Source organism: Paenibacillus foliorum (assembly GCF_013141765.1).
Taxonomy (GTDB): Bacteria; Bacillota; Bacilli; order Paenibacillales; family NBRC-103111; genus Paenibacillus_S; species Paenibacillus_S foliorum.
Genome location: NZ_WHOD01000016.1, coordinates 1 through 14,879 on the forward strand (window position 1 = coordinate 1; position 14,879 = coordinate 14,879).

General features: G+C 39.9%; 14 protein-coding genes and 1 pseudogene. 14 read left to right on the forward strand and 1 reads right to left on the reverse strand.

Annotated features, from left to right (window positions below; translation table 11 throughout):
• Positions 1-102: 102 nt before the first annotated feature.
• Positions 103-300, reverse strand: coding sequence for a hypothetical protein (locus GC093_RS04500; protein WP_171650679.1), 198 nt, complete (start codon positions 298-300; stop codon positions 103-105).
• A gap of 265 nt (positions 301-565) precedes the next feature.
• On the opposite strand from GC093_RS04500, the gene GC093_RS04505 reads away from it, so the two are divergent.
• From GC093_RS04505 to GC093_RS04570, 14 genes and pseudogenes are all read left to right on the forward strand, one after another.
• Entirely contained in the window at positions 566-1,408 is an 843-nt protein-coding gene (locus tag GC093_RS04505) for a tyrosine-type recombinase/integrase (protein WP_171650680.1), read from the forward strand.
• A 797-nt stretch (positions 1,409-2,205) separates the two neighbouring features.
• Positions 2,206-3,135 carry a TniB family NTP-binding protein gene (locus GC093_RS04510; RefSeq protein ID WP_171650681.1) on the forward strand — a complete coding sequence of 310 codons (930 nt, stop codon included), beginning with the start codon at positions 2,206-2,208 and terminating at the stop codon, positions 3,133-3,135.
• A 324-nt stretch (positions 3,136-3,459) separates the two neighbouring features.
• Entirely contained in the window at positions 3,460-4,455 is a 996-nt protein-coding gene (locus GC093_RS04515) for a glycosyltransferase family 4 protein (RefSeq protein WP_171650682.1), read from the forward strand.
• Between the two features lie 26 nt (positions 4,456-4,481).
• Positions 4,482-5,594, forward strand: coding sequence for a glycosyltransferase family 4 protein (locus GC093_RS04520; protein WP_171650683.1), 1,113 nt, complete (start codon positions 4,482-4,484; stop codon positions 5,592-5,594).
• A gap of 17 nt (positions 5,595-5,611) precedes the next feature.
• Positions 5,612-6,889, forward strand: a complete 1,278-nt coding sequence (locus tag GC093_RS04525; RefSeq protein ID WP_171650684.1) for a protoporphyrinogen/coproporphyrinogen oxidase — start codon at positions 5,612-5,614, stop codon at positions 6,887-6,889.
• A 429-nt stretch (positions 6,890-7,318) separates the two neighbouring features.
• Positions 7,319-7,714 (forward strand): GNAT family N-acetyltransferase, encoded by a 396-nt coding sequence (locus GC093_RS04530; RefSeq protein WP_171650685.1) that lies wholly within the window; start codon positions 7,319-7,321, stop codon positions 7,712-7,714.
• 212 nt (positions 7,715-7,926) lie between these two features.
• Complete coding sequence (gene thyA, locus GC093_RS04535; protein ID WP_171650686.1) at positions 7,927-8,760, forward strand: thymidylate synthase; 834 nt, start codon at positions 7,927-7,929, stop codon at positions 8,758-8,760.
• A gap of 841 nt (positions 8,761-9,601) precedes the next feature.
• A pseudogene (locus GC093_RS36800) lies at positions 9,602-10,018 on the forward strand (VOC family protein).
• 372 nt (positions 10,019-10,390) lie between these two features.
• Positions 10,391-10,738 carry a VOC family protein gene (locus tag GC093_RS04545; RefSeq protein WP_171650687.1) on the forward strand — a complete coding sequence of 116 codons (348 nt, stop codon included), beginning with the start codon at positions 10,391-10,393 and terminating at the stop codon, positions 10,736-10,738.
• A gap of 220 nt (positions 10,739-10,958) precedes the next feature.
• A complete protein-coding gene (locus GC093_RS04550) occupies positions 10,959-11,237 on the forward strand; it encodes a hypothetical protein (protein ID WP_171650688.1) in 279 nt (92 codons plus the stop codon).
• Between the two features lie 206 nt (positions 11,238-11,443).
• Positions 11,444-12,220 carry a PhzF family protein gene (locus GC093_RS04555; RefSeq protein ID WP_171650689.1) on the forward strand — a complete coding sequence of 259 codons (777 nt, stop codon included), beginning with the start codon at positions 11,444-11,446 and terminating at the stop codon, positions 12,218-12,220.
• 342 nt (positions 12,221-12,562) lie between these two features.
• Positions 12,563-13,129 (forward strand): MarR family winged helix-turn-helix transcriptional regulator, encoded by a 567-nt coding sequence (locus GC093_RS04560; RefSeq protein ID WP_171650690.1) that lies wholly within the window; start codon positions 12,563-12,565, stop codon positions 13,127-13,129.
• A 117-nt stretch (positions 13,130-13,246) separates the two neighbouring features.
• Positions 13,247-13,747 carry a hypothetical protein gene (locus tag GC093_RS04565; protein ID WP_312886457.1) on the forward strand — a complete coding sequence of 167 codons (501 nt, stop codon included), beginning with the start codon at positions 13,247-13,249 and terminating at the stop codon, positions 13,745-13,747.
• The gene (locus tag GC093_RS04570) at positions 13,744-14,610 is read left to right on the forward strand and encodes an SDR family oxidoreductase (RefSeq protein ID WP_171650692.1); all 867 of its coding nucleotides are present in this window, start codon (positions 13,744-13,746) and stop codon (positions 14,608-14,610) included. Before GC093_RS04565 ends, GC093_RS04570 begins: the two co-directional genes overlap by 4 nt.
• Positions 14,611-14,879 lie beyond the last annotated feature (269 nt).

Below are 14,879 nucleotides of genomic sequence, written 5' to 3' on the forward strand. Positions count from 1 at the left end.
AATAACAAAAGGTCAGTTTGCATCAGCAGACTGACCTTTTATTATTAGGTTTATTTTTCTTAATGATAACTATATTCTATGATTATGAGTATAGTATTGGAATTATCTTTTACTAAGAAATTGACAATTTGCCTTAACGTACCGTTCTCCAATGGTGCTTAATACAAGTTCTTCATCATGAGATTGAATTATTACATTCTCACCTATAAGTTCACCTTGTAAAAAGATTGAGATTGGCTGTTGAAATACACGCATTCGTTCAAAGTCTGAAGGTTCTATTAGTTGACGTTGTTTTGGCATTGTTATCTCCCTTTATGAAATAAAATAATTTATCATTACATTATTTCATAAATATGAAATTATTTACAGTAAAACTCGAGAAGTTATGAAATAATTTTAACAGTCAGTTTCGAATATGTTTCTAAGATTTTGTTATTAAGCTCATGGGCACTTAGATTCAAACTGCGTGTTATCTTAATTATTTTGAAAAAGATGTTTTGGACAGATTAAATCCTCCTGATTCTAGTAAAACTAGAATTATTAGATGAATTGGGAGGGTTTTGCTATGAAATTAGACGAGCTATGGATACTGTATGAAACCGATAAACGAATATTGGGGTTCAGTCCTCACACATTAAAAGCTTACTCTCTTCAGTTAAAGATGTTGATCCGCGAAATGGGTAATCTCGAACTCGAGGAGGTATCTTTAAATCAGCTAAAAGACTATTTGGCCAAACAAACAGAGCGATTAAAACCAAGCAGTTTAGGACATCGGATCCGATTTGTACGTTCTCTTTTTCGTTTTGCTTTTGAAGAAGGCCATATTCCTAAAAATCCATCCCTTAAGTTGAGAGAACCAAAGATGGATAAACGAATTCCCAAATTTCTAATTGAAGAAGATGTTATCCATCTCAAGATTTCCTGTCATTCACCACGTGAGCATGCTCTTCTAGAATTTCTGTATTGTACGGGTTGTCGTGTCGGCGAAGTACAGAAATTAAATATTGAAGACATCAACTGGGAAAACTGCTCGGCCATTGTAAATGGTAAGGGTTCCAAACAGAGGGAAGTATATTTTACGACAGAGTGCAAGGTGTGGTTAAAACGATACCTTGAGAGTCGTGAGGATTCCAGTAAAGCGTTGTTTGTCACCGAAAGCCATCCTATCCGCCGTTTGAGTATCCCAACGATCCGTCACTCATTAAAACTGTTGGCAGCGCGAGGTGAAGTAGCTGCAAATGTATACCCACATCGTTTTCGGCATACCTATGCTTGTCAACTGTTAGATAACGGTGCACCATTGGAGTTTATACAAGGGATGCTTGGGCATGAGAAAGCATCAACCACTCAAATTTATGCTCAGTTGCGGGGTGAACGAAGGAGAGAATTGTATCGACGTTATTTTTAGGATCCATGTGAAGCTAACGGAAAAGTAGCTATGATGCGTATAAATTGTCTGTGTGATTGAAAACAGGTATTTTTGTAAATCCGTTTATGATTTGCATCAATATCAGCATTTTTTCGATCGCTGTTGTACGATGTTCCTTTGTAGCATGGGTAATTTGAACTCGAAGAATGCTAGCGGCTATCATCATTAATCTCATTCATTCCTATGCTTTGAATAGGTCTTGTACTATTACTACTGATGCGGAGCTTATTTTAATTGTCCCAAAGACATAGAAAATAAGGTCTTAACACAAATTGAATTTTGCTTAATCAAAGGTCCTTGATTTTCAAGGGCTTTTTGTATTAGGAAGCATAAGTTTGCCATGGTAATTTGGAAGCATAAGCTTTCCAAAGCGGCAAACTTATGGGTTAAGTTACAATAATGCATGTAAAATAATGATGTTATCAAGGTTGCCCATCAAGGCAATAAAACTTTTAGGTTGCTTGTAGTCCATAAACTCAACAAAATACTTAACCCACTCAAAACAGTTTTATGGAGTTGGGGTTACTAGGAGTGAATTTCTGGTGAATGGCGGAATTTATGCATTATTTATAGTAAAACGAATATGAGAAGGACTAATAAGTAACATAATTCAGGAGTGTTAAATCCTCGAAGTTAGAATGGGCCATTATTTCTTTTATCTAAAGTTATCATGATCGTATCGTAAAAGTTCTTAGATGGAACCGGTTTAAAAGATTAAGTTTTGGGAATACTTGGATGTAAACTATTTAAGTACGATATTTAAGGTGGGAAAAGTGTTGTTAGCTATTTCAAGTGATTTCAGTAGTAATGACTATGTTAATACAATTACAAGGATAAAGGGCTCTGTAATTAAACATATCGAATTTAGGAAAGTGATTGACGCCATTTCTGAGTGCCATAACTCCACAAAAATTGGATGTCCTAATAATCTTTTATTGACTGGATCCTCTGGTAGTGGAAAGTCAGCTCTGTTGACTTATTACAAAAATAAGTATTTGGAGAGATATAATGGTGATTCAGTTTTTCCAATACTTTATTTGAAGTCACCACTTCATGCAAAACCAAGGGAGTTAGCAATAAGTCTATTAGAACAAATGGATGTTAATTATCGTAACAATCTCTCTTTATCATCAATGACAAACAAAGTTGTTGAGTCGATTACACAACTTGGTATTGAATTAATTATGCTCGATGATATTGAGCATCTTTTCGATGCTACTTCGCTAAGGATACATAGTGATTCCGTCGAATGGCTTAGAATGCTATTTGACAATTTACAAGTTTCTGTTATTTTATCTGGTTTAGAAGTATCTAATAGATTACTACTTCATAATGCAGCATTCGCTAGTAGGGTTCTATCTAGGGTAACGTTATCTCCATTAGATGAAGATGAGTATGCCTTATTTCTTCAAACAATTGATTCTTACTTGCCATTCTCAGAAAAATCATGGCTTACAGAACAAGCGATCGAAAAATTGTATCTTACGACCGACGGACTCCCAGGCTATACTAAAGAGATAATTATTAAAGCAACTAGATTGGCTTTTGAAGAGGACCGACTTACAGATTGGCACATAATAAAAACTTGTAATTTGCTTAGTAGAAGTTCACAGAATTCTAGGAATTTAGATTTTGTTCTGCTAGACGATCAAGAGTTGCATACTGGGCAATATAGAAGAAAATCAAAAATGGAAAAATTTATTTAAGAGAATATAAAAAGTACTTAAACATTGACTTTATAAGTCTATGGCTAAGTACTTTTTTTTGTGTCTAGGGAGTCATTCGGGGTAACATTAGGGAAGCGAAAATGTTATGCATTTAATGCATAAATAATGTATAAGGCCATATGCGGTTTTTCGCAATAATTATGAAAAATACCGCTATTTAAACAATGATTACCTTCTTTTTTCTCAGTAAATATGAAATTAAGCCCTTGATAAATCAACAATTTTTAATCCATTTTTCTCAATAAATATGACACCACACAAATAAAGAAATATATCACTCATCTTAACGAATGGAGAAACGCGATGCAACCCATAGCCTTCTTTCTCGCACTAACTCTGTGCGCTATATTGACCCCAATTGCTAGAGTCATCGCACTGAAACTGCATATAGTGGATTTTCCTAACACCAGCCTGAAGACTCACAACAATCCCACTCCCTACTTAGGTGGCGCAGCGATTTTCACTACCATTGCAGTTACAATGTACTCCTTGATTTTGGTCTTCAATATTAATTTGAATACCCAGCAGCACGGTCTAATGCTTGGTGCCTTCGTGATCCTAATAATCGGACTCATTGATGACATAAGAGCAGTAACTCCAGTCACCAAGTTAAGTGTACAACTGCTTGCGACGTTTGTCGTTTGGTCCCAGGGGATAGGTTTCTCGCTGTTTGATCATTGGACGTTGAATTTGGCAATCACTTTGGTTTGGGTCATAGGGGTGACAAACGCCTTCAACATGATTGATATTATGGACGGTCTAGCCGCGGGCGTTTCAGGCATTTGTTCTTTGTTTCTTGCACTGTTACTACATTTTTCAGGGGATCCATTCAATAGCGCATTAATGCTTACATTATCTGGCTCCTGCTTAGGTTTTTTAGCTTTCAATTTTAACCCCGCCAAGATTTATATGGGTGATACCGGAAGTCTGCTCATTGGTTTCTTACTCGCTTGCACATTTACACAATGGAGCGAAGAAAAACATCTTGGTTATTATTTGATCGTCCCGCTGATTATTCTGGGAGTTCCGCTATTTGAGCTAATCTTTGTTTCTATTCTTCGACTCAAGGATGGTAAGTCGCCACTTCGAGGAAGTAAGGATCATTTTGCTCTAAGACTCATCAAGATGGGTTTTTCAGTCAAACAAACGGTACTTCTTGCTTATGCTGGTGCTATTGTTCTTGGCTCTATCGCTTTCCTCATTTTAACGTTTCGTTTCTTCGCATATGAAATATTGGGGCTGACGTTGGTGCTGGTATGCTTAGTGGCACACAAGTTAAGTCAGGTAAGAGTAAGTTAATACTCAATGCTGGGAGCTTAGATTAGATGGCCAAAATCATGTTTATAGTTCCATACTCCAAGTATTATTTGAATTTTAGCTGGGATCTTATAGAATCTCTAGTACATGACGGACATAGCGTGACAGCATTGGCACCAGATTCCGTAGCGGAGGGTACATTATCTGCCGTTGGAGTAAGGTTTATTCAAATTCCACTCAAGAATACAGGATTAAACCCGTTTTACGATATCCTCAGTATATTTCATTTGGCTCGGATCATTCGGAACGAACTTCCCGATATCGTCAGTTGCTACTCAATCAAGCCTGTTCTTTACGGCGCTTTGGCAGCTAGAACTATAAGAACGACTAGGGTCTTTTTAACGGTGACCGGCTTAGGCTATGTGTTTACAGGATTTACATGGAAGCAACGCTTGTTAACCCCTCTTGTAAATACCTGGTATCGCCTTGCTTTTCAGCATTGTGAAAGGGTCTTCTTCGAAAATCCTGATGATCTGCATTTATTTAATCGGCTCGGTTTGATCCAGCAGGATAAGACAACAATTCTAAATGGCTCCGGTGTTAACCTGGATAAGTTTGCTATGAACCCCAAAGTCCGGTCAAAAGCGCCAATAACTTTTATACTTGTTGCAAGAATAATTAAAGACAAAGGAATATATGAATACATCGAAGCGGCCAGGATCCTGAAGATTAAATATCCTCATGTAAGCATTCAACTCTTAGGCCCATTTGATCATAATCCGACTTCGATAAGTAAAGCCCAAGTAAAGGAATGGATGAACGAAGGCGTGATCCGCTATCTGGGGGAAACGACTGATGTGCGTCCGTATTTAAGGAGTTCTAACGTCTTCGTCTTACCTTCATATCGAGAAGGTACTCCTAAATCTGTGCTGGAAGCGATGGCCATGGGACTGCCGATTGTAACTACGGATACACCCGGTTGTCGTGAGACGGTCATTCATGGGCGCAACGGTTTGTTGGTCCCAGTAAAGAGTTCGAAAGCGCTTGCTGATGCGATGGAACAGTTCATCTTGAATCCGTACATGATCGAAATAATGGGAGCATGTAGTCGTGAGATTGCTGAGTATAAGTACGATGTCTTCAAGGTAAATGCACTCATAAAAAGTACCATGCAGATTTAGCAGAAAGGGTGAACCTGGTGTCCACATATGTAATCGGAGCAGGAGTTACTGGGTTATCCTTTGCGGTAACTTTGGGCTATGGAAAGGTTCTGGAAAGCAATCCGGGGTTAGGAGGGAAAGCATCGTCGTATAACATGAATACACATGTAGGTAAATTTACCTTCGATATAGGCGGACATTGGTTCCATCATCAAAATGCACCTAAAGTGTTACAGCTATTGGAAGGTCTTTCCCTCGAGAAGCACGCACGTCAAGCCTTTGTATATTGGGAGGGGGGATTGTACGACTTCCCCCTTCAACAAAGTTATAAAACGCATGCTGATAACAGTCTTGTCCAACAGATCGATCGTGAGTTAGCTGCTCTTGGGCAAAAAGAGGCTACTAAGAGTCAAAACTATTCGGACATGCTGCTCAATTCGTATGGTCCCACTTTATTTGAACGCTTCTTTAGAGACTATAATGTGAAAATGTTCGGAGTGTCCGATCTGTCACAAATCCAAATCGGTAAATACGAAGAAATCAGAAATGTTCGGACCAATCAGAAAACCGAGGGCTATAACAGTTATTTTTACTACCCGAAAGATCCATTAGGTGCGCAGGCGATTCCGGTACATCTGGCGAAGGATGTGCAGGTGCGTTTCAATTCCCAAGTGCAATCAATTCATCTGAATCAACGAACGATCAGCATCAATAAGCAAACGTCACCTTGGGAAACGATTATATCAACCATTCCGCTGCCAAGGTTGGTAAGTATGATTGCCGATGTCGATTGTGGGATCGCTTATTTATCCCAACAATTACGAGCTAGCAGAGGCTTGATCCTCAATTTGGGAGTAAAGAGAAATCTGTTGCATGCAAACAAAAGTTGGATCTATCTGGCCGAAATGAAATATCATTTCTATAGAATCGGTTTCTATAGCAACGTTCAACCTGATATGGCGCCTGAAGGCTATAGCTCGATGTACGTGGAATGTTCACCGTTGTTTTTCAAGAATAAACAGGAGGCTTTGTACATAGTGCCACAGGTCATAAGGGACCTCATTAGCATCGGAATGATCGAGGATGAGAGCGATATCGTTACCCTTAAGCCGATCTACTTGGAGCAAAATTATTGCTTGCCGGACAACCAGGTAACTTCGCTTATTCAAAGCTACTTGCAGCAATACGGCATTTATAGTATAGGTAGATATGGGAGTTGGCATTGGTCGAGTCAGCACGAGGATATGCAGCAAGCCATTTCATTAGCTGATGAATTGAGAAGAACTATAAACTTCAGAAAACTGCTGAAAGTTTGATATGGATAGAATGATTTTCGGCGGACTAAAATCCGACAACCATCAACCTATTAGATCCTTGCAATTAATAATTTAGTAAATACTATCAGAGATATAGTATTGCCTTGAATTGAGTAAAGAAGCCCTGTGGGTGGAATTTTTCCTAGCCCTAATCATAAGCACAATCGCCTGGGGGACGACTTCCAGGTTTTTTTTGCATTAATTCCTGCTGAGCCGGAAAGGCAAGCGCATAGCGCATATGTTTGTGTCACCGGACAGATGTAGGAGGACAAGAACATATATCTATAGAAATCCTCGTGCAGCGCGTTTTTTTTATTTTATGGATATAAGTTCTTGTCTTTTAGCAAGACAAAAACTTATATCCTAACGGGCTGGATAGTTTCAAGATAGTGTAGAACAAATTTAGAAAAGACAAGGGAGAATAATAAATTGAAGCAAGAGATAATAATTAATCTGCCCATAGTAGCGGATGAAGTTCCCAATTTAAGAGAAATGGTTGGTTGGGACGGCAGATATTCAGATTATCCAACATTATTCGAACGTTGTAACTTTTGGGCTGGTCTCAGAGATGAGGAAAATAAGCTTATAGCATTCGGCTATGTTGCCGGGATGGGGTTGCAACACGGGTACATGGAAGACATAATTGTACACCCAAAATTTCAGAAAAAAGGAATTGGCGAATCCTTAGTTAGGAAATTGCTGCAAGAGGCAGAACGTGTTGGGTTAGAAATTGTAACATTGACATACGATTCAAAACATACATCCTTTTATATAAGGAGTGGACTTACTCCCTGTTCTGGGGGATTATGGAGGAGGAAAGATTAAACTAATGGAGAACTTTAGTTCAATTAACCAAGGATGAGGCTGCCATATTGATCGGCGGTCTCATTACGGGCAGTTATGCGTGGTCGCGGTCAACTTTTGTTGAAATATACGATTGGCATAAGCGTTAAATGGAAAAAGGAAGAGGATACTTCATTATCCCTCTCGAAATTATAAAGCATGCTCAATATAAATATTAATTAGGGGGCTAGAAGTTGGGAACGGCAGATGGGATTTACAATGAATTAGTAAAAGATATTCTTGATAATGGTACTTGGGACAAAGATCATGATGTAAGAACAAGATGGTCTGACGGTAATCCTGCCTACACAAAAAGTTTAATTTCCAAGCAGTTAAAATTTGATAATTCAGAGGTACCTATACTAACAACGAAAAGAGTACCATGGAAATCAGCGATACATGAACTATTATGGTTTTATGTGAAGCGAACAAGTGATTGCACCTATTTAGATGAAAATAAAGTAAAGATATGGAAAGAGTGGACGAATACTAATAACAATATTGGCAAGGCATATGGCTATCAGTTAGGCAAGCCAATTATGTTAAATGGAAAGATCACAAATCAGGTTCATAATCTAATCGATCAGCTTATTAATAATCCTACATCTAGAAGGCATGTAATATCTCTTTGGAATATTGATGATCTTGATCAAATGGAGCTTTATCCTTGTGTTTGGAATAATCAATGGCTAATAAAAGAAGGGTTTCTCCATTTAGTAGTAAACGCAAGATCAAACGATATTGGTTTAGGTAACCCATTTAATGTATTCCAGTATTACGTTTTACAGCGAATGATTTCTCAAGTGACGGGATACAAATTAGGAACACTTACACTTAATATTAATGATGCTCATATCTATGAAAGACATATAGAACCTTTGAAAGAACAGATTCAACGTTATTCTTATCCTGCTCCTGCACTTTGGATTAATCCAGAAATTAAAAGATTTGATGATTTTACTATTAATGATTTCAATTTAATAAATTATGAATATCATCCATCGATTAAGATGGAAATTGCTATCTAATCCTCTACATAACTACGACGGAGAACGATAGTGGAGGGGCTCGCTTTGCGGCAGCTCCTCTATTCTTTATTGAAGTAAACAGTCCTGTTAAGGCTAAGAAATCGTCTTTGTCAAAAAAGGAGTGCCTCGGTATGATGGGTTTGTCCACGGGTTCGAAACCCAACACCATCAAGGAAGCGCTCCTACTATGAAGTTTAAACAAACAGAAGGTCAAGATCAACGAATTGAACGAATTAGCACATCTCATCTATCTGTTTCTCGCTACCATACAGCTCATAGGTATCAATCCCGTTTTTCGAGAGTTACATGAGTATAACATTAAAGTTAAGCATATGAAGAAGCAGAGGTTCGTATTTAAACTGCTGGGAAAAGTAGCTCGAATCTTAATCAGCATTGTCCAAAAAGGTGAAGCATTTACGCCTGAAAGGCAAGTCACATCCTTATTCAAGCCGCATAAAACGTTTGAATACCACGTAGGTTGACTCATTCGCAGGATTTTACAAAGAAAGCACGGAGAACCGAGTTCCTGCCCGAAAAGGGCTTAGACCCGTCCGCTAAAAGCAATCGGTCTCCACACCTTGGACAGGTATGACGATGGAATGTAAGGGTCTAGACCCGTAGAGCCATGGGATGGTAAGCTTCTAAGGTATTCGTGGAATAAGCGTGCAGTAGAAATCCTGCGAATGAGTGAGTATACGTGAGATAAACCCTTAAAACCGAGGGACGGGCAGGATAGTTGAACAAGGGTTTATTTCCAAACAAGAAGGAAAGATTATAATAAGCATTGATTTTATACAGGGGTGAGTGATTACTGCATCTCTATATCAGGAGGTTGTTAGGTATGTCGAGAGAATTATGGTTGAACCTTCCAGTGCGAGAACCAGAACGGGCAAAGGCGTTTTATACCCAGCTCGGTTTTCGATTGAATGAGCAGTATGCGAGTCAAGACGGCTCATTCAGCTTGATCGTCGGTGACAATCAGGTTGTTTTGATGCTCTTCCCGGAATCCGCATTCCGCGGTTTTGCTGGTAATGCGGTTGCGGATTCGTGACAGGGCACTGAAGTGTTATTCTCTCTTGGGGCGAACTCCAGAGATGAAGTTGATGAGTTCGCCTTGAAAGCCGAACGTGCCGGCGGCACTGTATTCAGCAAGCCGGGCGAAAAGGGTGGCTGGATGTACGGCTGCGGTTTTGCCGATCCGGACGGTCATCGGTGGAACGCGTTGTATATGGATATGAGCAAAATGCCGCAAGGCTAAAAACCCGATTCGCCATTTCGTGACGAGTGTTTAAACAGAAAGTCAAATAAAGTTACTTAACTACCGGGTGCGATTGTTTAATAAGAGCAATCGCACCATATTAAGTTTATGAAGAAATGAACTTAAAGTAACGGGTGCGTTAGTTGAAAAAAAAAGGAGATAACATATTAGTCATATAAAATATGTTGCGTCCTTTAATTTATCTATCTTTTTTCAATTTAGGTCTTGATAATATCACAAAATAAAGTATTAGACTGGATATGGGCGTTAAGCTAACTGGCAGTATAGTTGAAAAAGGAACTTAATTTAAATCTCGAATATCTAATATAATCGGAAAGCTAAAAATTTGATGATAGACAGGAGTTAGATACAATGATAAAAGGTTTCGGAGGAATATTTTGGAGAACTAAGAATCTTGAAGTTATAAAAAAATGGTACAGTGAAGTGTTGAAGATTGAAATAGAAAATTGGAATGGGACTGTGATAAAACCCCAATTTGGAAATGAGACTATCTTTTCTTTCTTTACCGAGAATGACAGTTATTTTCCAACAGAACAACAAGTGATGTTAAATTTCCAAGTACATAATCTAAACGAGACTATTAAGCATCTTGAACATATTGGTGTACCTCTTGCAAAGAAAAAAGAGATTAGTGAATTTGGAAAGTTTATTTGGATTGAAGATCCTGAAGGTCGACTGGTCGAGCTTTGGGAGAAATAACGAGTTGTAATTCATTTGCTATTAGGTATTAAGACAGCAGCCAATATGTTAGGGATTCATTTAGTGGTAATCCAACAACAGAATAATGAAGTTACACAAGAAGGGTTAATTTATGCTTGTAAAAACGAGAATATAAAAGGGCTATATCTAATTCCTGATTTTCATAATCCCACTACCCCTGTCGGCAGCTCTATATAATATTATTATTTCGGTATCGCCTATGATGGCTGAACTCGCAGCGAGAATAATCAATGACGGTGTTTCAGATGTAATATTAGAAAAACGTCGTGCGTATTCGAGAGAGCAAAACTTAATCGTAAGTCAGTATCTTGGTGATTATAAGGTAAATGGAGCACCAGAATGTATTTTTAGGTGGTTAGTTCTTCCTGATGATACAACGGGGAAAGCTTTTGAATTGCGTGCCTATCATGCGGGGGTACAGGTTTATATGCCTCAGAACGTTTTGCAGTGGGTACAGCAAAACCTCAGAGCGCCGTAAGAATGGCTATTACTGCTCCAGAAAATAACGCTAGATTAATACAAGCACTTAAAATCATCAGAACATTGTTAGAAAGTGAAGACAATGATCTCCCTTCCTTGTATTAAAAATAAAATTGTATGTCATACAATTTATTATTTGATGCCATACAATTAAGTTGTTAAAATGACTTTTATCTTAGCAGTAAACAAGGGAGGAAGATGACAATGAAATATTATGTAGTTGATGCATTTGCAAACAAGGTTTTTGAAGGAAATCCAGCTGGCGTCTGTATTCTGGATGAATGGCTTCCAGATGATATTATGCAGAAGATTGCAATCGAGAATAATCTCTCCGAAACTGCCTTTGCCGTCAAGGAAGATGATTATTACCGATTAAGATGGTTTACTCCGGGAAACGAAATTGACTTATGTGGTCATGCAACTTTAGCAACAGCCTACGTGATAGTTAATTTTTATGATGCTGAAATTAAGAGTGTTCGATTTCAAACCCTCAGTGGAGAACTAATTGTTGTTAAAAAGGGTGATCTGTACGAAATGGATTTCCCGAGCAGGATGCCTAATGCACATCCATTAACGGAACAAATGGTTGAAGCCCTTGGGTATAAACCCACAGAAACTTATCTTGGTCGGGACTTAATGTTCGTACTTGATTCAGAATCTGATGTACGTAGCCTTGACCCTGATTTTGCTAAGTTAGCTGCTCTCCCAGATGGGCTGGGCGTACAGGTTACTGCTAAAAGTGATCAGTATGATTTCGTTTCTCGAAGTTTCTTTCCTAAATTAAATGTTAACGAGGACCCCGTATGCGGATCTGCTCATTGCAATTTTATTCCATATTGGGCTGAGCGTTTGAATAAACAGGAAATGATAGCAAGACAGGTTTCCAAACGCGGCGGCACCCTATATTGCAAACTCCTTGGTGAACGAGTAACAATAAGCGGCCAAGCCGTACTCTATTCAATTGCTGAAATATTTATCTAAAAATATACCTTTTGACAGGGTAAGCGTTAGTTTGCCGGTATTGCGCTAACGAGGAACGTTTGTTCAATAAGAAACCAGGACGAGGCTGCCGGCATGATAGGCAGCCTAGTTGAAGTAACGGGGAGGATAACATAACTAAATACAACTATATAACTCCATATATTTGGTATAATCTTCGGTTGATGAGGATTAAACAGCTCTAACTCGATTTGGAATAAAAGAGAGATCGAGCCTTTTGCAGTGACCGAGGAGGAATATAGCTTCAGTTATGAAGAAAGGCGGGGTGTTGATGTGTTATAACAATGTGTTGACACAAAAGTAATTAGGAGCCATACTATATATATGAACAACAATAATAAAATAATAAATGACATTGACGCTATTCCCTCGCTTGTACAATCCAAGCGTCAGATTGATCGCTATAACCTAGACATAGACGCACAGGCTATACTCGTCGCGTCTAGGCTAATGGCAGCGGGAGCCAAGCTTGGACATGCCTCGGAGATTCATTTCTCTAGATTCGGTTTATCAACAGGGCGATATCGTTTATTGGCAGATCTTGAAGATAACGAAGGAGAAGAGTTGCCTTCGCAATTAGCGGAGCATCTAGGTGTTACACGTGCTACAGTGACAGGTCTTATCGACACTCTTGAACGAGATGGGCTAGTATCTCGGCGATCAAGCTCAGACGATGGCCGTCAGAGATCGGTCATTTTGACGGAAGAAGGAGCGAAGAAGCTCCGTGAAATGGCTCCTGAGCATTTCGCTCGGCTGGAAGCAATGGTGGGCTTACTCAATATCGATGAGCGCAGCGTATTTCTCGACTTGCTAGGCCGAGTTACACAAGGCATCTCAGCACTTACGGGCGAACTAGGCTCGAAACCAAAGGGAAATATCAGTAATGAGTAGAATGGGCTAGTGAAGCTAGCCTATTTTTACTCTTATATAGTTAGGAAGCTAATTATATCTCACTGAAAGCAATCGTTGAACTATTTCAAAGAAGAAGGGAGCAACTAAATGAACAAGATGAAATACCCGAATCAGACAGATGATGTTTACGGCATCAAGACTGCTGGTTCCAAGAAAAAGACTTTTGTACTATGGCGTGAAGTTGTAATGGCCTATGCTGCTCCTGCCATCATGGCAGGTAGCGGGGGGTTGGTTACTGCCGATAGGGGTCTTCAAATAGGGGCATTGACCACAATCGGCGGTGCATCGGCCTTGATGGCCTTGATGATTGGCCTATTGTTGCGCAGCCGAGTGGGCCTTATACGATGGATCATCGGTGCACCTCACTTGGTTGTGGTAGGGTTGTTCGCATTGGCCGGTTCCTCGTTTGGCCTATACGCCGCATGGGTGACATCTGGTTTACTAGAAATTATGATTCCGAGCAATCACTTGGCCTGGGTCGGTCGTGTCTGGATCGATTTCCCGTTGTCAGGATTCATAGCAAGCACGATAGTGACATGGCGGTGGCGTCTTGCCGTCACAACTAATATTTCATCCAAAAGGAGAAGAAAAAAATGATAGTTATTATGGGAGCAACAGGTACGATAGGCAGTGCGCTTTTAGAACGTTTGGTTGATCTTGGCTTATCCGTCAGGGCGCTGAGCAGAGAGCCAGAGAAGTTGCGTGATCAGATCGGAGAAAAAGGCCGATCGACTATCGAGGTCGCATTGGCGGATGCTTCCGACCCCGAATCGCTGCGCCACGCGTTTGCAGGTGCTAGCCAGCTCTTCCTTGCCATGTCCAACAGTCCAAGACAAATCGAATTGGAAACTTCAATCATTCAGATTGCCGCTGAATCTGGAATCAAACATATCGTAAAAATATCCAGCCCTGCCTTTGAGCGAAGTTCTCCAGTGGCAGTGGCTGGCTGGCATCAAGAAATCGAGAAAACGCTGAGGGAATCGGGTCTCACCCACACCGTGTTGCGCCCTTATGCGTTCATGCAAAACTTAATGCGTCTTGCACCAACGATCACAACCCAAAATGTTTTCTTCGGCTCCATGGGTGATTCACCGTGTAACTTCATTGACTGTCGCGATATCGCAGATGTTGCCGCAGAAGTTCTGACCAACCGCGAGGTATCAGGCCAAATATATACGCTTACTGGTTCGGAGATTTTCAGTTATCCCCAGATCGCGAGTCAACTATCCGCCCTGCTTAATCGGCCAATAAGCTACATCAACATGGAACCCCAAGTACTACTCCGCAATCTTATGGAGAACGGGCATATGCCTCCTTGGCTCGCGAACCACGTTGTGGAAATTCAAAACATGTCTACGGTGGTGCCAGAAAGTCCAAATGACACTGTGAAGCGCTTGCTCGGCAGAGAGCCACGCACGCTAGACGCCTTTCTGCATGAGTGTGTAGAAAATTTCAGGTAGAGGCGCCTATTTTGAAATTTGTGTCGTTGGTAGCATGTTGTTCCAATCTCAGACAAGTCATTGAGCTAACGAGGAACGATAGTGGAGGAGCTTGCCGCGTGGCAGCTCCTCGTTTTTGTTTATTAAAGGAACGGGCAGGTTAGTGCGAATGATGTCAACTTCGTTAAGGGGCAGTTGAGGTCAATCCTTCTGCGGAGTATCTATTTGATAGATTCTTACTTCAAAAAAATGAGATATATAAAGATAAACAAAGATCTCATTTTCTGAAA

What these genes read in the sequence shown, in the direction of transcription:
- GC093_RS04500 (WP_171650679.1), bottom strand. Translation starts at nt 300, where the DNA reads ATGCCAAAACAACGTCAACTAATAGAACCTTCAGACTTTGAACGAATG.
- GC093_RS04505 (WP_171650680.1), top strand. Translation starts at nt 566, where the DNA reads ATGAAATTAGACGAGCTATGGATACTGTATGAAACCGATAAACGAATA.
- GC093_RS04515 (WP_171650682.1), top strand. Translation starts at nt 3,460, where the DNA reads ATGCAACCCATAGCCTTCTTTCTCGCACTAACTCTGTGCGCTATATTG.
- GC093_RS04520 (WP_171650683.1), top strand. Translation starts at nt 4,482, where the DNA reads ATGGCCAAAATCATGTTTATAGTTCCATACTCCAAGTATTATTTGAAT.
- GC093_RS04545 (WP_171650687.1), top strand. Translation starts at nt 10,391, where the DNA reads ATGATAAAAGGTTTCGGAGGAATATTTTGGAGAACTAAGAATCTTGAA.
- GC093_RS04550 (WP_171650688.1), top strand. Translation starts at nt 10,959, where the DNA reads ATGATGGCTGAACTCGCAGCGAGAATAATCAATGACGGTGTTTCAGAT.
- GC093_RS04555 (WP_171650689.1), top strand. Translation starts at nt 11,444, where the DNA reads ATGAAATATTATGTAGTTGATGCATTTGCAAACAAGGTTTTTGAAGGA.
- GC093_RS04560 (WP_171650690.1), top strand. Translation starts at nt 12,563, where the DNA reads ATGAACAACAATAATAAAATAATAAATGACATTGACGCTATTCCCTCG.
- GC093_RS04565 (WP_312886457.1), top strand. Translation starts at nt 13,247, where the DNA reads ATGAAATACCCGAATCAGACAGATGATGTTTACGGCATCAAGACTGCT.
- GC093_RS04570 (WP_171650692.1), top strand. Translation starts at nt 13,744, where the DNA reads ATGATAGTTATTATGGGAGCAACAGGTACGATAGGCAGTGCGCTTTTA.